The sequence below is a fragment of the Mucilaginibacter sp. P5_A4 genome, from assembly GCF_056400605.1.
The window spans coordinates 180697-204380 of record NZ_JBFUKX010000001.1; the positions used below are offsets into that span (position 1 = coordinate 180697).

The following is a 23684-nucleotide window of genomic DNA, read 5'->3' on the forward strand; positions in this document are numbered from 1 at the left end:
CAACATGCCTTAGCCGAAATACAAGCCTGGGTTTGCTATTATAAGTTGCTCATTTACAATAATTAGTGTTTTTGATTGCTTGTTTCACCGGGTATATATTGCGTATTTCTACGCAAGCGAAACTGTATTAGTACGTTTTATATACCGAACGATCACAAGCTTATAAAAACAGTAGTAGCAACCTGTTTAAAAAGGCAGCTTTCACCATGGGTTCGTGCTTGATGACCAACAAAAAGTTGAAATCATTATAGAAACAGGAAAAGCATGTATGTTTAAACAAAAAACGATGCACTTATTTAAGAACATCGTTTTTTGTTTATACGGATATTTAAAAACCGATTAAAAAATCGCTTCAGCTATCCTTTTAGTCGGCCCGGCATTGCTCATAGTATAAAAGTGTAGTACGGGTACGCCAAAGGCCATCAGCTCGCGGCATTGGTTTATCATCCACTCCACGCCGATATCCTTTACATCCTTTTCAGACTTGCAGCCATTAACCGCATCGCACAAGTCTTCGGGCATATCAATATGGAAAGTTTTGGCCAGGTTAATCAGCTGCTTTGATGTGGTAACCGGTTTTAAGCCCGGAATAATAGGTACGGTAATGCCATTGGCCCGGCAATTATTTACAAAATCGAAATACTTCTGGTTATCAAAAAACATCTGGGTAACAATAAAATTGGCGCCCATATCCACCTTTTGTTTCAGGTATTTAAAGTCGGTTTTAAGGTTTGGTGCTTCAAAATGTTTTTCAGGATAACCGGCAATACCGATGCAGAAATTGGTTTTCAGGCTCGCATCATTATGCTCGTGGAGGTAAATACCATTGTTCATATTTACCACCTGTTGCAATAGATCAGTAGCGTAGTTGTGTCCGTTTGGAGTTGGCACAAAAGAGGCATCACCACGGCGGGCATCGCCACGAAGTACGAGTACATTCTCGATCCCTAAAAACTGTAGGTCGACTAAGCCATTCTCAGTTTCGTCCCTGGTAAAACCTCCACACAACAAATGCGGTACGGTATCAACCTTATATTTATTCATGATAGCTGCGCAAATAGCAATGGTGCCGGGGCGTTTGCGGTAGCTTAGTTTCTCCAGCAGGCCATTATCATGCTGCTTATATATATAATCCTCGCGCAGCGAAGTAACATCAATAAACGGCGGCTTAAATTCCATCAAAGGGTCGATGGCATCATAGATTCCTTGAATGCTTTGACCTTTTAGTGGCGGGATAAGTTCGAAAGAGAATAGTGTTTTGCCTTTTGCGTTAGCAATATGGTCCGTTATCTTCATTGTTAATTATGGTGCGGGTTTCTTATTATATCCGTCATTGCGAGGCACGAAGCAATCCCCGATTTGCAAGTCCGCTCTGTATAGTTGGGGATTGCTTCGTGCCTCGCAATGACGGTTTGTTGTGTGTTATTATCAATAATTTATATTTGGACCAAGCCAGCGTTCTACGGTTTCAATATCCATATTCTTGCGTACAGCATAATCTTCAATCTGATCCTTGCTTATCTTCCCCAAACCAAAATACCTTGCCTGCGGGTGCGCGAAGTAGAACCCGCTTACCGCCGCAGCCGGGGTCATGGCTAAGCTTTCAGTCAGGTACATTTTAGCATTATCTTCGGCCTTTAACAATTCAAATAAGGCAGTTTTCTCCGTATGATCCGGGCAGGCGGGATAGCCTGGTGCCGGGCGGATACCCTGGTATTCTTCCTTGATCAGTTCGTCGGCATTTAGTTGCTCGCCTTTGCTGTAACCCCAATATTCCTTGCGCACCAATTCATGCATTTTTTCAGCAAAGGCTTCGGCAAGGCGGTCTGCAAGTGCTTTGGCCATAATGCTGTTGTAATCATCATGGTCGGCCTCAAATTCTGCAACCAGTTCGTCGCAACCTATACCTGTAGTCACGGCAAATCCTCCAAAATAATCGGGCACACCGCTTTCTTTTGGTGCGATAAAATCCGACAGTGCATAGTAAGGGTCGCCTTTAACCTTTTCGGCCTGCTGACGAAGCGTATGGATGCGGGTTAATAAAGTAGTACGGCTTTCATCTGTATACAGTTCAATATCATCCCCAACACTATTGGCCGGCCAAAAACCAATCACACCATTGGCGTGTAATAGTTTCTGATCTACAATTTTCTTTAACAGCTCCTGTGCATCATCAAAAAGCTTTTTGGCTTCATCGCCCACAAACTTATCAGCAAATATTTTGGGGTAGCTGCCGCGTAGCTCCCAGGTATGGAAAAACGGTGTCCAATCAATATAGGGAACAAGCTCTTCCAGTGGGTACGATTCAAATACCTTAGTGCCGGTAAAGGTTGGCTTTGGCGCAACATCACCGTCAAGGCTGATCTGGAAACGGGCCTGCCTTGCCTGCCCGATAGTTACAAAACGCTTATCCGACTTTTTATTCAAATGCGCTTCGCGCGATTTGGCATATTCTTCCTTAATGTTCCGGATATAAGCATCTCTGCCCTCTCGATTCATCAGGCTGCTACAAACAGTAACGCTGCGTGATGCATCCAATACGTGGATGGCAGCACCGGAGTAATGAGGATCAACCTTAACTGCCGCATGGATGCGCGAGGTGGTAGCCCCGCCTATGATGAGCGGAATAGTAAAACCTTCACGTTCCATTTCCTTGGCAAAATGCACCATTTCATCCAATGAAGGGGTAATCAGGCCACTCAGGCCGATAATGTCTACGTTTTGTTTTTTTGCTTCCTCGATGATTCTTTGGGCCGGTACCATTACGCCCAGGTCAATTACTTCGAAGTTGTTACAGGCCAAAACTACGCCTACTATATTTTTACCAATATCGTGCACATCGCCTTTTACGGTGGCCATCAATATTTTACCGGCATTGGCACGGCTTCCGCTGGAGTCTTCTCCGGCATCAATAACCCTTTGTTTTTCAAGCTCGATAAATGGCAGCAGGTAAGCCACGGCCTTTTTCATTACCCGGGCTGATTTTACCACCTGTGGCAAAAACATTTTGCCGGCGCCAAACAAATCGCCTACTATGTTCATGCCATCCATCAATGGGCCCTCAATAACCTCCAAAGGTTTATCATAAGCCAGGCGCGCTTCTTCCACATCATGATCCAGGTATTCAATAATGCCTTTTACAAGTGCGTGCGATAAACGCTCCTGTACGGTTCCCTTGCGCCATTCTTCATCGCGCACTACCTCTTTACCTTTGCTTTTAATGGTATCGGCATACTCTACCAGGCGCTCGGTGGAATCATCTCTGCGATTAAGCAATACATCCTCTACCAGTTCGAGCAGGGTTTTATCTATTTCTTCATAAACTTCCAGCATCCCCGCATTCACAATTCCCATATCCATACCTGCTTTAATGGCATGGTACAGAAATGCCGAGTGCATTGCCTCCCGCACTACATTGTTTCCCCTAAACGAGAAGGAAATATTACTAACCCCACCGCTTACTTTGGCGTGTGGGAGGTTCTGTTTTATCCAACGCGTGGCTTCAATAAAATCAACCGCGTAGTTGTTGTGTTCTTCAAGGCCGGTAGCAACAGTTAATATATTAGGGTCGAAAATGATATCCTGCGGAGGGAAACCGACCACGTTAACCAATATATCATAGGAGCGTTTACAAATCTCGGTACGGCGCTGTAATGAATCGGCCTGGCCGGTTTCGTCAAAGGCCATCACTACTGTGGCAGCGCCATAGCTTAATATTTTGCGGGCATATTCAATAAACTTTTCTTCGCCTTCTTTTAGGGAGATAGAGTTTACAATACCCTTACCCTGGATGCATTTTAAGCCAGCTTCGATAACCGTCCATTTAGACGAATCTATCATGATAGGCAGTTTGGCAATATCAGGTTCGGAGGCCACCAGGTTCAGGAATTTTACCATTACCGCTTCCGAATCAATCATACCCTCATCCATATTGATATCTATCACCTGGGCACCGCCCTCCACCTGTTGCAGGGCAACAGCTAATGCGGCTTCATAATCCTCGGCTAAAATAAGTTTCGAGAACTTTGGCGACCCTGTGATATTGGTACGTTCGCCCACATTCACAAAAATACTTTCGGGCTTTATGGTAACGGCTTCTAAACCGCTCAGGCGCAAATCGGGTTCAACTTCAGGAATTCTTCTTGGCGGGTATTTTGCAGCCCGTTCGGCAATACACTTAATATGCTCCGGTGTAGTGCCGCAACAGCCCCCCACAATATTAACCAGCCCGGCTTTAATAAAATCATCAAGCTGATGCGCGGTTTCATGCGCGGTTTCGTCATACTGACCAAACTCATTTGGCAAGCCCGCGTTGGGATAGGCCGAAATAAATACGTCGGCTTTTTCAGAAAGCTCAGCCAGGTGCGGACGCATTTCTTTAGCACCCAAAGCGCAGTTTAATCCTACCGAAAGCAGGTTGGCATGGCGTATCGAGTTCCAGAAAGCTTCAACAGTTTGCCCTGATAAAGTACGACCTGATGCATCAGTAATAGTACCCGAGATCATGACCGGCAAATGCTTACCCGATTCATTCGCATAACGATCTATTGCAAACAGGGCAGCTTTGGCGTTAAGGGTATCAAATATGGTTTCAACCAGTAACAGGTCCGATCCTCCATCAACCAGGCCGCGAACCTGATCGTAATAGGCGTTAGCCAGGTCATCAAAAGTAACGGCACGGTAACCCGGGTCGTTAACATCGGGCGATAAAGACGCGGTACGGTTGGTTGGCCCAACAGCACCAGCAACAAAACGCGGTTTTGATGGATTTTTTTTAGTGTATTCGTTGGCTACTTCGCGGGCAAGGCGTGCGCCTTCGTAGCTCAGCTCATAAGCCAGTTCTTCCAGCTTATAATCGGCAAGCGAAATTATTTGTGTGCTAAAGGTATTGGTCTCGATGATATCTGCGCCGGCATCCAAATATTCGGCATGAATAGCTTTAATGATATCTGGGCGTGTAATGTTCAGCAGGTCATTATTTCCCTGAAGATCGCTGATATGATCTTTAAATCTTTCCCCACGAAAATCCCGCTCGGTAAGCTGGTACCGCTGTATCATGGTACCCATAGCCCCGTCAATTATAAGGATTCGTTTTTCTAATTCTTTTCTAATGTCCATTTTGGTATCAAGTAGCGAGTATCAAGTATCAAGTACGGGAAATTCCGGTGCTTGATTTTAAATTAGCCATAGCACAAAACAAAAATGTCTTGATACCTGATACTAACTACTTGATACTTAAAAAACTTATTTCGAAAAGTCGGGTGTTATATTGACTTTCGCTTATCTTTCCCAGGGCCGTATGGCTTGCTGAGTAGAATGTAGCACCTTGTGAAGCACAGGTTGCTAAGACATCGCAGGGTCTAATCCCTCCGTCTTTCTCCATAAGCAATGCAAAGGTGCATAATAAAGCGGTAAAATGCAATAGTGCATAACCCTTCAATCTGTATGGTGCGTAAATTTATGTGTACAAAAAAAGCCGCCATTGAAGGCAGCTTTTAATAATACATGTTTTGCGGGGTTATTATCTTCTTCTGCCAAATAAACGCAGTATCATCAGGAAAAGGTTGATAAAATCAAGATATAGCGTTAAGCCCCCTAAAAGCGCCATTTTGCCGGCCGAAGCATTGCCATACTCAAGGCCTGCACCAATGCGCTTTAGCTTTTGAACGTCATAAGCAGTTAAGCCTACAAAAACGGCTATACCAATGTAGCTAATAATGTATTCCAGTTGGGTGCTATGCATAAACATATTAAATAACGATGCAACGATAATGCCCACTAGCCCCATAATCATTATTGAACCGAAATTCGTAAGGTCCGTTTTAGTAGTATAACCAGCAACTGCCATAATGCCAAATACAACAGATGTGGTAATAAATACGCCGAGCACAGAACTTGCTGTATAAATTATAAGGATATAGCTTAAGCTAACGCCCATAATTGCCGAAAAAGCAATAAACAGTAATGCAGCTACACCGTAAGATAAGCGATTGAAGCCAAATGAAATAATTAGCACAAAAGCCAGCGGAGCAAACATTACAATAGTGCCTAAACCGGTATTGCGGCCTGTGGCCGGATCCCTGAGCATTTCATATAATGCCTGGTTATGAGAAAACATGAACGCGCAAAAGGCCGAAAGGCCTAAAGCCACAAACATCCATAAAAATACGTTGGCTATAAATTTACGGGATGCATCTTGCTCTGTTAATTGTATTACGTTTTTGTAAACGTATTCAGGATCTTTAGTTTCCATTTTTTATAAATAAATCTTATACGAATTTAGGAATAATAAGTGAATATATTGTGAAGGAAGGTTGCAGGTGGTTTGCAGCAGGTGGCTGTTTTTTTTTAGTTTGCGGACCGCTTACTACATTAAGCTGAAAGCGACGCATAATCAAACCTTTTTTTGTCTTGATAGTAACTACTTGATACTACTTACTGGTTTCTTTCGGCGTTTCCTTCTTCAGATGTCCCTGCAATTGCGGATTTTGCGGGGGAAGTTTTTTAACCTCTCTTTCAACCTCGGTTTGCTGAACAGAAACCGCATAGTCTGCCGGCTCAATGCTGCTGCCAATAGCTTCTGCGTATACCTGGGTAAATTCGGCGCCGATGTATAATATGGCCGATGTATAGTAGATCCAAACCAAAATAACAATAATGGAACCCGCCGCTCCGTAAGCGGAACCCTGGGCTGTGTATTGAATATAAAGGCTGATGATGTACTGGCCAAGCATAAAAAGTAAGGCTGTGAAAAATGCGCCGGATCGCACATCTTTCCATTTGATCTTCACATCGGGTAAAAACTTAAAAATGATACCAAATAAAGTAGTAATCACTATAAGGGTGAGCGCCAGGTTAACTCCTTTCAACAGGAAACCAGTTACAATTGGTATAAAACGTTCAATCTTACCCTTTAAGGCATCAAGTACAAGGTTTATTGTGAGTGTTGCTAATAACAAAAAACCAAGGCTTATAATTAGTGAAAAAGATACAAAGCGGTTTTTTAGCAAGTGAACCCAATCGCGTTTGGGTTTGGCTTTCACCCGCCATATGGTATTTAGTGAGTCCTGTATCTCAATAAAAATACTGCTGGCGCCCAACAGCAAGGTAACTACACCAATTATTACAGCCACGCCCGATTTACCCGAAAGTGCCAGGTGCTTTAATATATCCTGAATTTGTAGGGCAGGTCCGGTACCCACATAATGGGCTATCTGGGGATACAATTTATCGGTAGCAGCATCTCGCCCAAAAACCAGGCTGGCTACCGATATTATTATAATTAGCAAAGGCGCTATGGAAAATACAGTATAGTAAGCTAAAGAGGCGCTTAGTTTTAAACCGTTATCGCTGCCAAACCCTTTAAATGTTGCCACTAATACCTTCCAAAGTTGTTTTAAATAGTCCGTGCTTAAAAATTTCATCCTCATTTTTTAATTGTACTCCTTAAACCCATTTTGCCATGCAATTTTAATGCCTTTAAATCAACTGTAGTTAAAACCTGCTTGCTATAAGGCTGTAAAAGAGATATCAAGCAATTGGTAATTAGGCCATTCGTTAAAATCATAATGCCACCATTCACTTTTTAGTACAGTAAACCCATGTGCCTGCATCATTGTTTTAAGCAACTCCCGGTTAGTCGTTTGTAGCGGGGTAGCCCCGGTGTAATTGGCAGCAGCCTTATGGCTAAAACTATCAAAGCCGGTAGGCATATCCAGGTCTTTCCCTGTTTCCAGGTCAATCAGTGTAAGGTCAATAGCGCAGCCCCGGTTATGCCTGGAGCCAAACCTGGGATTGGCCACAAAATTAGTATCAGGAGTCAGTTCGTAAAATTGTACTGTAACCCAGTAAGGTCGATAGGCATCAAAAATTTTTAACCCTAATCCATGCGCTTGCAGTTCTTGCGCTACCTTTTGCAGGGCTTTAACTACCGGCAGGCGTGCACATGCTTTAGCTTGCCTATACATGCGCCTGTGCATAAAGTTATTGGCCGTAGCATAACGGAGATCCAATTTTATAGCCGGAATATATTTAACGATTTCTACCAGTTGTTTATCCGGATTGTTTTTTACCTGCCTTTTATAATTTGCTATGCCGCATATCCGGTTGCTGTCAATATACTTGTAATGCTGTGCTTTAGCGGCGCTACCTGCTATAAACAGTAATAGCACAATGATAAGGCAACGGTTCATGAAAAAAGCTTAGCGGTTTGATACGATAAGCAAATCAAGATCTTTACACGGGATAGAGAAACGATCGCCGATATGCTTATTGGTGAGGTGCCCCTGGTAAATATAAACAGAGTTACGCACGCCCGATTTTTGCCATATTACATTTTTGATTCCTCCGTGTTCGCCAATATCCAGCAGGATAGGCGCAAAAATATTGGTAAGCGCGTAGGTGGCTGTACGGGCAACCCTTGAAGCTATATTAGGCACACAATAATGGATTACATCATGCTTGCGAAACACAGGGTGAGTATGGTTGGTAACCTCAGATGTTTCAAAGCAGCCTCCCTGGTCAATGCTTACATCTATAATTACCGAATCGCGCTTCATACGGCTAACGGTTGTTTCTGATATAATGCAGGGGCTACGGCCATCTTCTGCGCGCATGGCACCGATAGCAACATCGCAGGTAGTAATTGCTTTTTCCAATACAATGGGTTGCACTACGGATGTAAAAACCCGGCTGCCAATATTGTTTTGCAACCTGCGTAGCTTATATATCGATGGATCAAAAACCTTTACTTCGGCACCTAATGATATGGCGGTACGCGCGGCGTATTCGCCTACTGTACCAGCACCTAATATCACAATCTCTGTAGGCGGAACACCGGTAATGCCGCCCAGCATCAGTCCTTTGCCTTCAAAAACGTTACTTAAATATTCGGCCGCTATCAGTATGGATGTCGCGCCTACAATTTCACTCATGGCCCTCACAACGCTCAGGGATCCGCCCTCATCACGCAAATGCTCAAAGCATAGCGCGGTAATTTTTTTATTCATGAGGGCATGCAGACACTCGGCCTTAAGGGTAGCCATTTGCAGAGCCGAGATCAGGATCTGTCCGGGCTTCATGAGCTCTATCTCCTTCAGCATTGGAGGTGCAATTTTGATAATGATATCCGCCTCGTAAACCGCTTTGGTATCATAAACAATTTGGGCGCCCTGTTCGCTGTAATCCTTGTCGCTAAAATTGGCTGCCTGCCCGGCATTGCTTTCCAGTATTACGTGGTGGCCGTTATTAACCAGCAGCGCTACCGAAAGCGGGGTTAAAGGAATCCTGTTTTCCTGGAAGGATATTTCCTTTGGAATGCCGATATATAGCTTGTTTTTTTTGCTTTTAACCTCCAGCATCGACTCCTGAGGTTGCATCATTGCCTGCTTGGCAACATCCGAAAACCCGCTGTATATCCCTGAACTCATGTATATGTTATTTTCTGGCAGATGAAGATAAGAAAAAAGGACCTATCCTAAAACTAAATATTTTCAATGTTTATCTGCCTTGCCCCATCATCCAAAACCTTTAGGCTAATATTGGCATAATGCGGCGGCAGCAGAGCCGGTATTTTTTCGGGCCACTCAATAAAACAGTAAGCACCATCGTAAAAGTATTCTTCGTAACCCATATCCAATGCTTCGGTTTGATCTTTAAGGCGATAGAAATCAAAATGATATATTTTACCCGTTGCCGTATGATACTCGTTAACAATAGAAAACGTAGGGCTGGTAACGGTATCTGTTGTACCTAAAGTTGCGCATAACTGCTTAATAAGTGTAGTTTTACCGGCACCCATATCCCCATAAAAAAGGAATATTTTGTTGTTGCCTGTATGCTCAAGAATAGCTTCGGCTGCGCCGGGTAAGTTTGATATGGATTGAATGGTTAGTTGCACTATGAAATTTTTATTTAGCTACCATGCCATTGCGAGCGCAGCGTGGCAATCGAAGCTTTTCATAGCGAACCTGCACAGTTCGCGATTGCTTCGTCGTTCCTCCTCGCAATGACATAGTAGAAGATTATCCAAAAATACTCAAAATACTTAAGCCAATAAGAAAGTCCTGCCAGTTATTACCGGCAGGACTTTCTAAACCAAAAGAATTATCTTATGATTTCTTCCCGGTATTAAATCCAAAAGGAACAACTACTTTAAAGCTGATGTTGCGCCCCATATTAAATATACCAGGACGAACGCCGGCTGGTACTGTTGGGTTATCAAAATACTTTAACCTGCTCATGTTTGATTGATAATTAACATTGGCAAGGTTGGTACCCTCAATAAACAATTTAATAACCGGCTGACCTGCTTTGTTTACAATGTTGCCACCAAAACCGGCACTTAACAAGTTATAACCCGGGGTTGCAGTTTCGGTGCCATAAGCTGCAAAATAACGGTTTTGAGCGCTGTAGTGGTCAAGGCCAGCAAAAATGTACAGGTTTTTAAAGTTGCCAAAGCCGCCGTTAAATGTTCCGCGAAGTTCTGAGTGGGTATGTAGCGGCGGAATGAATGGCAGGTATTTCAGACTATCTGCAACGGGGCCGCCGTTGCCTTTGTTTTCGCCGTAGGTTAAGCTAAGGGCGTTTTCAAAGTGTAACCACGGTATTGGGTGCAAATCGACATTAACCTCGCCACCATAAATGCGCGCTTTGCTTTGTACATAAGTAAACGTAGTATAACCCTGGGTATAAACCGGGCTGCCATCAGGATTTAAAACCTGCTGCTGGTATATGTAGTTGGAGATATCATTATTAAACACCTCCACACTGGCCGATATATTTGGCAGTGTTAAAAAAGTGCCAAGGTCTTCCTGTAAGCTAAATTCTGGTTTGAAGTTTTTATCGCCGATGTGGTAGATCTGCGAGCCCGGGTCTGGGCCATTGGCCGAGATCTCGGCAATACTTGGCGCCCTGAAACCGCGTGAAATATTACCCTTTACCAGGAATGCATCGGAGATATTGTAAGTTGCCCCAAAGCTTCCCGAAGCGCCCCTGAAGGTTTTACTGAAAGCATCAAATTGCGAGGTAACATTTGATGTTGTAGTTGGATTAGGGCCCGTATACAATTGTGGAAAGCCGTTTGCGCCCAGGGTATCAACATAAGCAGCACTGCTATTGAACGACCGGTTATCATACCTTGCTCCCAGCGACAGATCAAGCTTGCCATAGCTTTTCTTCACTACAAAGAACGGACCTATATCAAACTGATGATAAGCCGGTATAGGGAAATCGGTAGCATCGCCAATAGTATTATTTTGGTACTGTCCGTTTATGCCGATGCTGGTTTCATAATCATTACCGATGTTAAAGTTGTATTTAACATCATAGGTATAGGTAGTTAAATGCAGATTCAGCCCGGCAATATCCCCAGCTTCGGGATGTGTGTATTCGCGCCTGTGGCTGTATTGATAACCCAGGTTCACGATGAGGTTGCCATCGCCCAGCCTGAAATTACTGTTGTTATAGATGCGGTAAAGCTGTACATGCTGGTGCAGTGTTGGGATCTTATAGGTGTTCAGCATAGATTCGGGAACAATTGGCCTGTAGGCATCATCCTCGGTTATCTGGCGGGTAAACTGGCGGGTAATTGAATCCCGGCTGCCATCGGGGATCGACTGTTCATCGTCAAATACAGATGCATGCAGATATGATGTACCCCATGATTTATTTAAACCCACCATAATGCGGGCGTCCTTTTCTTTATAGTTGGTGCCATAAACGCGACCATCATGCTGATTCTGGTAATTTTTGGCTTCTTTGGCAGATACCACGGTTCCCCATACAAAACCATTTTGATTGCCCTGTAGTCGGAATGATCCATTCAGTAAACCCTGGTTGGTGCCATAAATTCCTTGTACAGAGCCAGCTATTGTACCCTCGGGAACAGGCGATGGTGATATTAAGTTCACAACACCGCCAATAGCATCAGAACCGTAAGTTAAGCTGGCCGGGCCTTTAATTACTTCCACGCGGTCGATAGAGTTTTGATCTACTTCGATGCCGTGTTCGTCCCCCCATTGCTGCCCCTCCTGGCGGATACCATCCATCAGGGTGATTACCCGGTTATAGCCCAGGCCATGTATAAAGGGCTTTGATACGTTTGGCCCGGTAGTAACTGCACTTACGCCCGGCAGGGTGGCTATCTGGTCGATGATATTACCCGAAGCAGCGCGCTGATCCAAATAAGTTTTCCCCACAGCTACCATAGGTACGGGGCTGCGTTTTATTTCGGTGGCCTTACTTACACCGGTGATAATTACCTCGCCCGCTTCAACCGATGAGGTTTGCAGTTTTACATCAAATACGGTAGTTTTAGAAAAATCAACCCTTTGGTTTAATGTTGAATAACCAAGATAACTTACCTGTACAAGGTAAATGCCTTTAGGTATATTAGTAAAAGCATACTTACCATTTGCATCGGTAATAGCACCTTTTCTTAAATCGGGAATAGTAACAGTAGCACCAATAATTGGCTTGCCATCGGCTTTGTCGGTAACTGTACCCGATAGGGTTCCTACAGCTTCACCTGGCGTGTTTTCAGGAGTTGTGGTGGCAGCGTCTGCCAAATGAGTAAAACCTATAAACAGTAATATTAAGAAGCTAATCAGCTTTAATTTCATAACGAATAAATTGTAGATCAATAAATACCGCTTATAAAACGGCTTTGTTTGTAAAAAATGATAACAGAATAAGTTTGTTACGAAATTACAGGAGGGGCCCTACCGGAGGCAAGCACAAGCGACATGCTTACAAAATTATAATCACAAGGCTTAAAAATACGCATTACTGCCTGTTGCGGAATTGCATATAAAGGGTTGTCAATTACCGCGAAATTGTGGTGCATGGCATCGCACATATCGCATTTTTCCTTAACGGTTTGCTGCGGATGATTGTTTGTTAATGATGCCGTTTTTGAGATGCCTTTTATAAGCTGGTGCTGGTGCGTATAAACCATATACTGACCTGCAATAAAGCAGATGAGCAACAGCCACGAATAAATAATATTTAATTTATTTTTCTTCACGCCTACAGCCTCTTATAAGGGGCGCCGCAAAAATAAGCAATAAAACGGGATAATTAATGCAACATTGTAACAATATCGGTAAGGCTTCATAGTAGCTTCATGCAATCAGGTCATATCAGGAACATTTTGGCTTGATCTGTGAACCATCAACCATGAACTAACCTTATATTTGCCAATATGAAACCTGCGGAAATTAATTTAAAGTGGAGTGCATTGCAGGACCGCATTGCCGAGGATTTTGATAACGAGAAACCCGATATAAAAGTAATGCTGTTTTTAATTGGCGTGCAGGAACTTGGCCAGGGGCCGCGTAAGTTCAGTAAACGCCAAAAGGAGGAGCTGATGCACATAGCTAATTGCAAGCTGATGAGCATGATGGGGTTTTATGAATTGGAAGGGCTTGACCAGGACGGCTGGCCACACTGGAAACGCATAAAAGTTATACCCAACTATACCCTGCTTGAGCAGGAAATGCTCATGAAATCATTGATCATTAGTTACTTTGAGGAGATGGATGTGATTTAGTACCTGCAACACACCGTTCAATCACCGTTCATGCACCTTTGGGTTGTTTTACATACACCAGCCGTACTCCTTTGGATGCCTTTTCGCATCCGTTGATTTTAGATTAACTCATTGGAAAAAAATGTAAAAAATATCCCATTAAAATTCGTTAGCCAGTCAGGGGAAAATGCAGAAACAGGGTGTAACTATTTTTTAAATAATTCTGCTAATTTTATAATTCGGACTATTCTGATTCTGACTACATATGAAAAAAATCTTTACGCTGAGTTTACTGCTGCTAACCTTTGCAATTGCCTTTGCCAAACCGCCTAAAAACCAGTACGTACGCGTTAGTACCAGCTACGGCAGTGTCATCATACGCCTGTACAATGAAACTCCTTTGCACCGCGATAATTTTATTAAGCTGGCCAAAAAAGGATTTTATAATGGCGTGCTGTTTCACCGGGTGATCCAAAACTTTATGATCCAGGGAGGCGATCCGGATTCTAAAGATCCTGTTAAAGCCAAACCTGGTGTCGAACTGGGCAACGGAGAAGTTGGCTATACCATCCCAGCCGAGTTCAAGGATAGTTTATTCCATAAACGCGGCGTGCTTGCAGCGGCCCGTGATGATAATCCTAAAAAAGCATCAAGCGGGTGCCAGTTTTATATTGTGGAAGGCAAACGCCTTACCGATGCTAAAATGGATTCGTTGGAAAAGGGCCGTTTAAAGGGGTTTAAAATACCTGCCTGGCAGCGCGAATATTATAAAACCGTTGGCGGCACGGCTCAATTAGATCATGGCTATACCGTGTACGGCGAAGTAGTATCAGGCATAGACATGGTTGATCATATTGCAGCCGTTAAAACAGATAAAAATGATCGCCCGTTGCAGGATGTACCAATGACCGTTGATGTACTGAGCAAAAGGGAATGCAAGCAGCTGGATAAGCTTTTGAAACTAAGCCCCCCAGCCCCCTAAAGGGGGAGCGATATGTTTGAGATATAACTCTTCAATTATTACAGATATAATTAATATTGCGCATAAAATATTTTAATAATTTAAATCAAAAATTCCTCCTTTAGGGGGTTAGGGGGCATGAAAATAATCACTTATAACGTTAATGGTATCCGGTCGGCAATCAACAAAAACTGGCTGGCCTGGCTGCAGGCTACCGATGCCGATGTAGTTTGCCTGCAGGAAATTAAAGCTACCCCCGATGTACTTACCGACCTGGGATTGGTAGATCAGCTGGGGTACAAACACTATTGGTTCCCGGCCGAGAAGAAGGGATATAGCGGCACAGCTATCTTCTGTAAACAAGCACCAAAACATATTGAATACGGTTGTGGTATTCCCGATTTTGACCGCGAGGGCCGTTGCATCCGGGTTGATTTTGAGGAGGTATCTATTATGAGCGTATATTTTCCATCCGGCTCAAGCGGCGATGAGCGGCAGATATTTAAATATCGTTTTTTAGATGAGTTTGGCAAATACCTTACCCTGCTAAAAACAGAACATCCTAAATTGGTAGTATGCGGCGATTATAACATTTGCCATCGCCCTATTGATATCCATAATCCAAAATCAAATGCCAATTCATCCGGGTTTTTACCCGAAGAGCGCGAGTGGATGGAGAAATTCATTGAAGGAGGGTTTATTGATACCTTCCGCCACCTGAATAAAGAGCCGCATAATTATACCTGGTGGAGTTTCAGGGCCAATTCAAGGGCCAAAAACTTAGGCTGGCGTATTGATTATACCATGGTTAGTACCGAACTGGAAAACAACATCAAAAGAGCGTCGATATTACCGGAAGCAAGGCATTCCGATCATTGCCCGGTGCTGCTGGAGCTGGAGTTTTAGCCCCCCTTCAGGGGGCCGGGGGGCTACCCTTTTACTCTTTCAACATATGATCCGGTAGTGGTATCAACCTTTACCTTATCACCAATGTTAATGAATAGCGGTACGCGGATTTCAGCGCCGGTTTCAACGGTTGCATTTTTTAGGGCTCCGCTTGAGGTATCACCTTTAACAGCCGGCTCGGTATAGGTAATTTCAAGCTCGGCAGAGCCTGGGATAGAACCCATAATAGGCTCGTCGCTTTCAAAAGCTACTATTACGTTCATCCCCTCTTTCAGGAATTTAACGGCTGGACCAAAAAGGGTTTTGGGTATGTTATGCTGATCGTAAGTGGTGTTATCCATCACTACAAGCGCATCGCCATCCTCATATAAATACTGATAATCGTTGGTTTCAACACGGGCTATATCAACCTCTTCGTCGGTACGGAAACGGTACTCAACCAGCTTTCCCGATTTTACGTTACGCATACGCGCCTGGTAAAATGCACGCAAGTTACCTGGCGTGCGGTGTAAAAATTCTTCTACCTGTACTAACTCGCCGTTAAAGCGAAGCACATTTCCATTTTTAACATCTGATGCTTTGGCCATAAAATAATATTGAGGCGCAAAATTAGGGATTAGATTTGAAATGTGAGAAGTTAGATTTGAGATTTTTGTGGGCAGATATGAGATGTGAGATTTTAGATATGAGACACTTATGGGTCAATATAAAAACCGAAATCACTTAGTTTTTCGTCGTTGCTAACGTTTATAAAATTAGATGTGAGATCAAAAAAGCGGCAAATGCAGCTATCTCAAATCTCACATCTAATATCTCAAATCTACAAAGTAGCTATATCGATTACAAAACGGTACCGTACATCACCTTTTACCATGCGGGCATAAGCGGTATCGATATCTTTTATGTCAATCATTTCAATGTCTGACACTATGTTATGTTCGGCACAAAAATCAAGCATTTCCTGGGTTTCGGCCAAACCACCAATGCCCGATCCGGCAAGGCTTTTACGGCCGCCTAATAAGCTAAAAGCCTGAATGCTGGCTGGTTCTGGCGGCACACCCACACAAATCTGTACACCATTGGTTCTTAACAGCGACAGGTACATGTTAAAATCATGCGGCGCAGATACCGTATCCAGTATAAAATCGAAGGAATTTTTAGCTGCTTCTATCTGTTGCGGATCGCTGGTAACTACAAAATGATGCGCGCCCAATGCTTTGGCATCGGCTTCTTTGCCTGGCGAAGTACTCAACACAGTAACTTCGGCACCAAAGGCTACGCCAAATTTAACGCCCATGTGGCCCAATCCGCCTAATCCTAAAACTGCCAGCTTATGGCCTTTGCCAACTTTCCAGTGTCTAAGCGGCGAATAGGTGGTAATGCCGGCGCACAACAATGGCGCAGTGGCGGCAAGATCAAGCTTATCTGAAATATGAAGCACAAAATCCTCATGCACAACAATACTGTTTGAGTAGCCGCCATAGGTTGGTGTTTTATGGTCCTGCTCTAAACCGTTGTAGGTTTGCGAGTTGCCGTTTAAGCAGTATTGCTCCAGGTCCTCCTTGCAGTTTTCACATACCCTGCATGAGTCAACCAGGCAGCCAGTACCGGCCAGGTCGCCAACCTTAAACTTTTTCACATGGTCGCCAACTTTAACCACGCGGCCAACAATTTCATGGCCAGGTACCATTGGGAAAATTCCCGGGAACCAATCGTTTTTAATCTGGTGCAGATCGCTGTGGCAAACACCACAAAATAAAATATCAAATTGCACATCATGCGGACCCACGTCGCGACGTTCAAAGTCCCATGGCGCAAGGTTAGTGGTAGGCGACTGTGCCGCGTATCCTTTAACTGGTATCATAAGTAGTTTTAATTTTTGATTACCTAAAGGTACGTGAATAGATTTGAGATGCGAGGTATGAGATTTGAGATTTTGCCCGGAAGTTGCTGAATTATGACAATAGCATGCGGGGAATAAGATCAAAATCTTCGACAAGAACCATTTAAACTTCTGTCTCACATCTAATATCTCAGAAGCTGTTTAAATTTGATTTATTAAGTGTTCCATTTGAGTGCAGTGGAACACCCCGAACGCTCTGGAACGCATTATGGCTGATTATCAACAACTTAAGCTTTTTAAAAATCAACAAAGACCGGAACACTTATGCAACTGATAATCAACATTATAAACCCAAATATTAACTTTTGGTTAAAATCAAGCTGGCGGACTGTAATTCAATATCTGAATTTATCTCGCGCAAAGGTGCTAAAACGCAAAGTGATTTACTTCTTTTTTCTTTGTTGGTTAATTTCTATATAGTGTTCCTGTCTTCACTATAAATACACTTTTTTGAAGAAAAATCAATTTATATCGTGATATATAGAGCCAGATTAATTGGAAACTTATCATCCGCCGATCTCACAAATCCGGCAAATTTTAGCCTCAATTTAAGAGGCTATCTAAAAATAAAAAAACAGACCGTCATTGCGAGGTACGAAGCAATCCCCTACTATGCAGATCGGATTTGCAAAGCTACTCTGTAAGGTGGGGATTGCTTCGTACCTCGCAATGACGCATGGATATATGCTTCATTAGAAGTCTAAAAACATTTAATAAATCATTTTTAAACAGCCTCTCACATTTAACTTTTGTAATCCGATATACTCAACCGATGTTTACAAAAACCATATTCGTGTTCCTGGTTTGAGCAAATGATGGTAAGGCGACCTGTTGCAAATTGCTCTACCAGGCTTAAATACCAATCCACACCCTGGCTATCCAGGTTTGAGGTGGGCTCATCAAGCATCAGCATGGGGGTATCGGCACAAAAAGCCAGAATCAGTTTAAGGCGCTGTTTCATGCCAGATGAAAAGTATTTAATAAGCTTGTTTTCGCTTTTGGGCAGGTTCAGCAATCCGATGAGTTGTTTTTTATCAACACCATTTTTATAGTTTTTAAACTTAAAATGGAAATCAACCATTTCACTCAGTGTAAACTCCTCAATCAGTTCAAGGTATGGTGCAGCAAGGCTTAAGTGATGGAATACTTTATCAATCTCGACCTGTTTCTCCTTGAAAACAAAATCTATAGTACCCGCAGATGGCGAAAGGCTGCCATTTAAAATCTGCAGCAAGGTAGATTTTCCCGATCCATTTGGCCCAAGTATGGCGTATGATTCGCCACTGGTAAAAGTATGGCTTATCCCCCTGAAGATCCAGTCGCGGTTAAAGCGGCGGCCAATGTTATTTAGGGTGATGGTCATGACTTGTGTTTCGTGGTTCGTGTTTCGTGGTTCCTGTTGCGTGGTTCGTGTTGATGGGTTCGTGGTTCGTGTTGCCAGATTTATGGTTCCCCTATATCGAATATTTAGTAAAAGGCAGCTTACATTGTTAACCCTGTAACCCGAGCCTCACAACTCGAACCACGAACCACAAAACCAGAACCAATTAAGAATTTCCAAACCCCTTCATGATGCCCCTTTGCGAATTTTGCAGGAAGTTGATGATCTCATCGCGTTCAACGCTTGGGGTAAATTCGGCTTCGATGATATCAAGAGCCTTACTTACATTATATTTTTTGAGGAACAGGATGCGGTAGATCTCCTGGATCTCGTTGATAGTAGCTGCAGAAAATCCCCTGCGACGCAAACCAACCGAGTTGATCCCCACATATGATAACGGCTCGCGACCAGCTTTGGTGAACGGTGGCACATCCTTACGTACCAATGAACCGCCAGAGATCATGCTATGTGCGCCAATTTCAACAAACTGATGAACGGCAGATGATCCGCCGATAAAGGCGTAGTCATAAACATTAATGTGCCCGGCTAATTGTACCGCATTGGCAATAATCACATTATCGCCTATAACACAATCATGTGCCACGTGTACATAGGCCATCAACAGGCAATTGCTGCCAATAGTAGTGGTATTTTTATCCAGAGCAGTTCCGCGGTTAAGTGTTACGCATTCGCGGATGGTTGTATTATCACCAATAGAAACGGTACTTTGTTCACCTTTGTATTTCAAATCCTGTGGCGGCGCAGATATTACTGCACCCGGGAAAATACGGCAATTTTTACCAATCCGGGCACCATCCATAATAACGGAGTTGGAACCGATCCAGGTACCCTCGCCAATTTCAACATCCTTGTGGATGGTTACAAAAGGTTCAATCACCACATTGTCGGCTATTTTAGCCTGTGGGTGTATATATGCTAAAGGCTGGATCATGCTTCTGTTCCTTTTACTTTTACAATTTGTGCCATTAATTCGGCTTCAACAACAACCCTTTCGCCAACCATGCCTACTCCCTTCATTGTGGCAATTCCCCGCCTTATGGGGGCCAGCAGGTCGCAAATATAAATAATGGTGTCGCCGGGTACTACTTTACTTTTAAAACGGGCATTCTCTATCTTTAAAAACAAGGTAAGATAGTTTTCGGGATCGGGAACCGTATTTAAAACCAGGATGCCGCCGGTTTGTACCATACCTTCAATCTGCAGCACACCCGGAAAAATGGGGGCGCCAGGGAAATGTCCTTTAAAAAACTCCTCGTTAATAGTTACATTTTTCATGCCTACAACGTGGTTTTTGGTCAATTCCAATATCTTATCTATCATTAAAAAAGGTTGCCTGTGTGGTAACATGCCCATAATTTCAACCGTATCAAATACAGGCTTCGCATTAGGGTCGTAAACTTTAACCTGCTTACGGCTTTTTTCTTTTTTAATCAGGGTTTTTATTTTTTTAGCGAAGGCCACATTAGCAGCATGGCCGGGGCGGGCCGCCATAATGTGTCCTTTCAGCGGTACACCTACCAGGGCCAGGTCGCCTATCATATCCAGTAATTTATGCCTTGCAGGCTCGTTCTGGTGGCGCAGCTCAATGTTATTAAGTATCCCCTGCGGGGCTACGTTAATATCCTTGCGGTTAAATAGTTTGGCAAGGTGGGCAAGCTCTTCATCATCAACCTCTTTATCAACAACCACAATGGCGTTGTTAAGGTCGCCGCCTTTTATCAGGTCGTGCTTTAACAGCATTTCCAGTTCATGCAAAAAGCAAAAAGTACGGCAGGATGCTATTTCTTTTTTAAACTCGCCAATGGTTGATATACTGGCATGCTGGCTGCCCAGCACCTGCGAGTTATAATCAACCATACAGGTAAAGCGGTAATCATCTAAAGGCATGGCAACCATCTCTACCTTGCGGTCGGGCTCCGAGTAATGAATGTTATAGGGTATGTGATAATATTCGCGGTCGGCTTCCTGTTCAATCAAACCCGTTTCCAGGATAACATCAACAAACTGTATCGAACTGCCATCCATAATGGGCGTTTCGGGGCCGTCCATATCAATAAGTACATTATCAACCTCCAAACCCACCAATGCCGCAAGTACGTGCTCCACGGTGTTTACAGTTGCACCATTTTGTGAAATAGTAGTACCGCGTGAGGTATCCGTAACGTTATCAACATCCGCATCAATTATGGGCGAACCGGGCATATCAACCCTCCTGAATTTGTAGCCATGGTTTTCGGGGGCAGGGTTAAATGTCATGGTTACCCTTTGGCCGGTATGTAAGCCGGTGCCCGAAACCGAAACAGGTGTTTTAATGGTTCTTTGTTTTACATTCATATTATTAGTCATTGGGCATTAGTCATTGGTCATTGGGAAATAGTTCATTATTGCCATCAGAAAACCTAATGACTAATGACCAATGACTATTGACTGCCCCTCTTTAATTCGGTAATTATTTTTTCTAATTCGTTTATTCTTTTTTCCAGTTCGGGCAGGCGGTTTATCACCACGTTTGAACGCATATTGGCACTATAAAGTGTGGCCGGGCTGCCCGCCCATTTTTTACCTTCTTCGGTAATGCTACGGCCAATGCCCGATTGAGCCTGCACCTGGGTACGGTTTGCAATAGTGATATGGCCTACCAAACCAACCTGGCCGCCCAATATCACATTTTCGCCAATCTTGGTGCTGCCCGATATTCCTGTTTGGGCCGCTATAACTGTATTAGCGCCAATCTCTACATTATGGGCAATCTGGACCAGGTTATCCAGCTTTGCACCTTTACGTATAATTGTCGACCCCATTGTCGCCCTGTCAATAGTTGTATTTGAGCCTACCTCCACGTCATCCTCTAAAATCACATTGCCTATTTGCGCTACTTTGGTATAGGTTCCGTCCGCATTGGGTGCAAAGCCAAAACCATCACTGCCTATCACAGCACCTGAATGTACAATAACATTATCGCCTATAACACAATCGAAGTAAACTGTAACGCCCGAAAACAGGGTTACATTGTTGCCTATCGTCACATTATCGGCAATATTAACATTGGGATAAATTTTACAATTGTCGCCAATTTTTGTGTTAAGGCCGATGTAGGCAAATGCACCAATATACGGTTCGGCGCCTATTTGTGCCGAGGGATGGATGAAGCAAGGCTGTTCAATGCCTTTTTTGTTGAGTTTGAAGGTATTATATTTTTCAAGCAGAACCGAAAATGAACTGTACGCATTCTCTACCCTTATTAAGGTAGCGGTAACAGGGCCGGTAAGCTGCAGGTCGTTATTAACAATAACTACCGAAGCGTTTGTAGTATATAAATACTGCTCATATTTTGGGTTGGCCAAAAAAGAAAGGCTGCCTGGAGTGCCTTCTTCTATTTTGGCCAGTTGATGAACGGTTACCGAAGGATCACCTTCAACAGTTCCGTTGAGCAGAAAACTTATATCCTGGGCAGTAAATTGCATCGACAAATTTAAATGTTAAAATTAAAGCAGCAAATTAATTAGTGAGTGGTGAATTGTGAGTGGTGAGTTATTCTTAGTTGTTGATAAACGGTATGACGTATTTTAAAACATCAACTACTCACCATTCACTACTCACCGCTCACTTAAATCAATTCCTTACTATAACAAAGTATGTATTTTTTTACGGTTTTAATTGTGAGTTATTCTTAGTTGTTGATAAACGGTATGACGTATTTTAAAACATCAACTACTCACCATTCACTACTCACCGCTCACTAAATCAATTCCTTACTATAACAAAGTATGTATTTTTTTACGGTTTTAGCTAATGCCTCTAAATTTGAGTTATCGCTTGCGGTTGTAATATCATGTACCTGGCCATCCTTCATCAATATACCAATGTTGCCATCGCCGGCGGTATAGGCATTGTTGCGGATGGATGTGGTGAAAACAAAGTATTCGGCATCCTGCTCGCTTACACCATATTTTTGCATGGCCTTTTTGATAAGCGTGTCTACAAATGCTTTATCGGGCTGCTGATTGCTGATGTCAACATGATAAAGGTTTCGCTGCACCAGGTTTTGTGATAGCTTGGATAAGACAAAATCAGGATGCCCGGCCCAAACTTTTACTGCCGACATGATATCAGCATCATCCAGGCTGGCAAAAGTATCAAGGTGATGGTCTTCATTCATGAAGGCATCCCGGCTGATGCTGTTTTTAATAAAATGCTTCAGGGCGGGAGTAGCAAAAAGGTCTTCGCCTTTTAAAGCAAGCTCACGGCAGCGTTTAAAAACTTTTCCCAGCAATTCCTCGCCGGCAATTACGGTTTTATGCAGGTAAACCTGCCAGTACATGAGGCGGCGTGCTATCAAAAACTTTTCTATCGAATAAATGCCTTTCGCTTCAACCACTATATGGTCGTCTTTAACATTCAGCATTTTAATGATTCGGTCAGAGCTGATCACACCTTCGGATACACCTGTAAAAAAGCTATCGCGGTTCAGGTAATCAAGCCTGTCCATATCTAACTGACTTGATACCAGCTGATGAAGAAATCTGCGGGGGTAGGTATCGTTAAAAATACTGATAGTCATGGCCAGCCGCCCGCCAAATTGCTCGTTAAGCTTATTCATGAGCATAGATGATATATCCTCGTGGTTAATACCTTCAATAATGGTACGCTCCAGCGCGTGCGAGAAAGGGCCATGGCCAACGTCATGCAGTAATATAGCAATGGTAACGGCTTCCTCTTCTTCTTTGCTTATGTTGTGGCCTTTGTACCGCAGGGTTTCAATAGCCATATCCATGAGGTACATAGCGCCCAGTGCATGATGGAAGCGGGTATGGAGCGCGCCCGGGTAAACCAGGTGCGTCATCCCCAATTGCTTGATATACCTTAGTCTTTGAAAGTAAGGGTGTTCAATCAGGTCGAATATCAGCTCTGTGGGGATACTGATGAAGCCGTAAACCGGGTCGTTTATTATTTTMTTTTTATTCAATGGACTCAATAAAGTGCA

19 protein-coding genes and 1 riboswitch are annotated in these 23684 nt (G+C 43.4%); of the genes, 3 read left to right on the top strand and 16 right to left on the bottom strand.

All coding sequences use genetic code 11. From position 1 onward, the window contains the following. Positions 1–339: 339 nt before the first annotated feature. From metF to AC1DQW_RS00810, 9 genes are all read right to left on the bottom strand, one after another. Positions 340–1296: a methylenetetrahydrofolate reductase [NAD(P)H] gene (gene metF / locus AC1DQW_RS00770; RefSeq protein ID WP_477400366.1), complete on the bottom strand. Its 957-nt coding sequence runs from the start codon at positions 1294–1296 to the stop codon at positions 340–342. Between the two features lie 132 nt (positions 1297–1428). Further along, complete coding sequence (gene metH, locus AC1DQW_RS00775) at positions 1429–5118, bottom strand: methionine synthase (RefSeq protein ID WP_477452391.1); 3690 nt, start codon at positions 5116–5118, stop codon at positions 1429–1431. A 159-nt stretch (positions 5119–5277) separates the two neighbouring features. Continuing rightward, positions 5278–5388: riboswitch (SAM riboswitch) on the bottom strand. A 133-nt stretch (positions 5389–5521) separates the two neighbouring features. Next, positions 5522–6253, bottom strand: a complete 732-nt coding sequence (locus tag AC1DQW_RS00780; protein ID WP_477452392.1) for a Bax inhibitor-1/YccA family protein — start codon at positions 6251–6253, stop codon at positions 5522–5524. A 178-nt stretch (positions 6254–6431) separates the two neighbouring features. After that, positions 6432–7424 (bottom strand): YihY/virulence factor BrkB family protein, encoded by a 993-nt coding sequence (locus tag AC1DQW_RS00785; protein WP_477452393.1) that lies wholly within the window; start codon positions 7422–7424, stop codon positions 6432–6434. A gap of 84 nt (positions 7425–7508) precedes the next feature. Further along, positions 7509–8192 (bottom strand): M15 family metallopeptidase, encoded by a 684-nt coding sequence (locus AC1DQW_RS00790; RefSeq protein WP_477452394.1) that lies wholly within the window; start codon positions 8190–8192, stop codon positions 7509–7511. Between the two features lie 9 nt (positions 8193–8201). Then, positions 8202–9428: an alanine dehydrogenase gene (locus AC1DQW_RS00795; RefSeq protein WP_477413077.1), complete on the bottom strand. Its 1227-nt coding sequence runs from the start codon at positions 9426–9428 to the stop codon at positions 8202–8204. A gap of 53 nt (positions 9429–9481) precedes the next feature. Beyond that, positions 9482–9898: a tRNA (adenosine(37)-N6)-threonylcarbamoyltransferase complex ATPase subunit type 1 TsaE gene (tsaE, locus tag AC1DQW_RS00800; protein ID WP_477413079.1), complete on the bottom strand. Its 417-nt coding sequence runs from the start codon at positions 9896–9898 to the stop codon at positions 9482–9484. A 211-nt stretch (positions 9899–10109) separates the two neighbouring features. Further along, positions 10110–12620, bottom strand: a complete 2511-nt coding sequence (locus AC1DQW_RS00805) for a TonB-dependent receptor (RefSeq protein ID WP_477452395.1) — start codon at positions 12618–12620, stop codon at positions 10110–10112. 77 nt (positions 12621–12697) lie between these two features. Beyond that, on the bottom strand, positions 12698–13024 hold the full coding sequence (locus AC1DQW_RS00810; protein ID WP_477452396.1) for a hypothetical protein: 327 nt from the start codon (positions 13022–13024) through the stop codon (positions 12698–12700). A gap of 177 nt (positions 13025–13201) precedes the next feature. Here AC1DQW_RS00810 and AC1DQW_RS00815 point away from each other — a divergent pair, with 177 nt between their 5' ends. The 3 genes from AC1DQW_RS00815 to AC1DQW_RS00825 all read left to right on the top strand — a co-directional run bounded on the left by AC1DQW_RS00815 (position 13202) and on the right by AC1DQW_RS00825 (position 15395). Next, on the top strand, positions 13202–13549 hold the full coding sequence (locus AC1DQW_RS00815) for a hypothetical protein (RefSeq protein WP_477413085.1): 348 nt from the start codon (positions 13202–13204) through the stop codon (positions 13547–13549). A 244-nt stretch (positions 13550–13793) separates the two neighbouring features. After that, positions 13794–14510 (top strand): peptidylprolyl isomerase, encoded by a 717-nt coding sequence (locus tag AC1DQW_RS00820; protein ID WP_477452397.1) that lies wholly within the window; start codon positions 13794–13796, stop codon positions 14508–14510. Positions 14511–14627: 117 nt separating this feature from the next. Beyond that, on the top strand, positions 14628–15395 hold the full coding sequence (locus tag AC1DQW_RS00825; RefSeq protein ID WP_477452398.1) for an exodeoxyribonuclease III: 768 nt from the start codon (positions 14628–14630) through the stop codon (positions 15393–15395). 23 nt (positions 15396–15418) lie between these two features. Here the strand turns inward: AC1DQW_RS00825 and efp are convergent, their stop codons facing one another. The 7 genes from efp to AC1DQW_RS00860 all read right to left on the bottom strand — a co-directional run bounded on the left by efp (position 15419) and on the right by AC1DQW_RS00860 (position 23666). Continuing rightward, positions 15419–15982, bottom strand: coding sequence for an elongation factor P (efp, locus tag AC1DQW_RS00830; protein ID WP_477400347.1), 564 nt, complete (start codon positions 15980–15982; stop codon positions 15419–15421). 233 nt (positions 15983–16215) lie between these two features. Then, positions 16216–17259 carry an NAD(P)-dependent alcohol dehydrogenase gene (locus tag AC1DQW_RS00835; protein WP_477452399.1) on the bottom strand — a complete coding sequence of 348 codons (1044 nt, stop codon included), beginning with the start codon at positions 17257–17259 and terminating at the stop codon, positions 16216–16218. A gap of 781 nt (positions 17260–18040) precedes the next feature. After that, complete coding sequence (locus AC1DQW_RS00840) at positions 18041–18661, bottom strand: ABC transporter ATP-binding protein (RefSeq protein ID WP_477452400.1); 621 nt, start codon at positions 18659–18661, stop codon at positions 18041–18043. A gap of 184 nt (positions 18662–18845) precedes the next feature. Then, on the bottom strand, positions 18846–19631 hold the full coding sequence (gene lpxA, locus AC1DQW_RS00845; RefSeq protein WP_477402182.1) for an acyl-ACP--UDP-N-acetylglucosamine O-acyltransferase: 786 nt from the start codon (positions 19629–19631) through the stop codon (positions 18846–18848). Further along, complete coding sequence (locus tag AC1DQW_RS00850; protein ID WP_477402184.1) at positions 19628–21034, bottom strand: bifunctional UDP-3-O-[3-hydroxymyristoyl] N-acetylglucosamine deacetylase/3-hydroxyacyl-ACP dehydratase; 1407 nt, start codon at positions 21032–21034, stop codon at positions 19628–19630. The genes lpxA and AC1DQW_RS00850 overlap by 4 nt, the downstream gene beginning before the upstream one ends. A gap of 86 nt (positions 21035–21120) precedes the next feature. Further along, a complete protein-coding gene (gene lpxD, locus AC1DQW_RS00855) occupies positions 21121–22164 on the bottom strand; it encodes a UDP-3-O-(3-hydroxymyristoyl)glucosamine N-acyltransferase (protein WP_477452401.1) in 1044 nt (347 codons plus the stop codon). Between the two features lie 275 nt (positions 22165–22439). Beyond that, complete coding sequence (locus tag AC1DQW_RS00860) at positions 22440–23666, bottom strand: HD domain-containing protein (RefSeq protein ID WP_477452402.1); 1227 nt, start codon at positions 23664–23666, stop codon at positions 22440–22442. Positions 23667–23684: the final 18 nt, after the last annotated feature.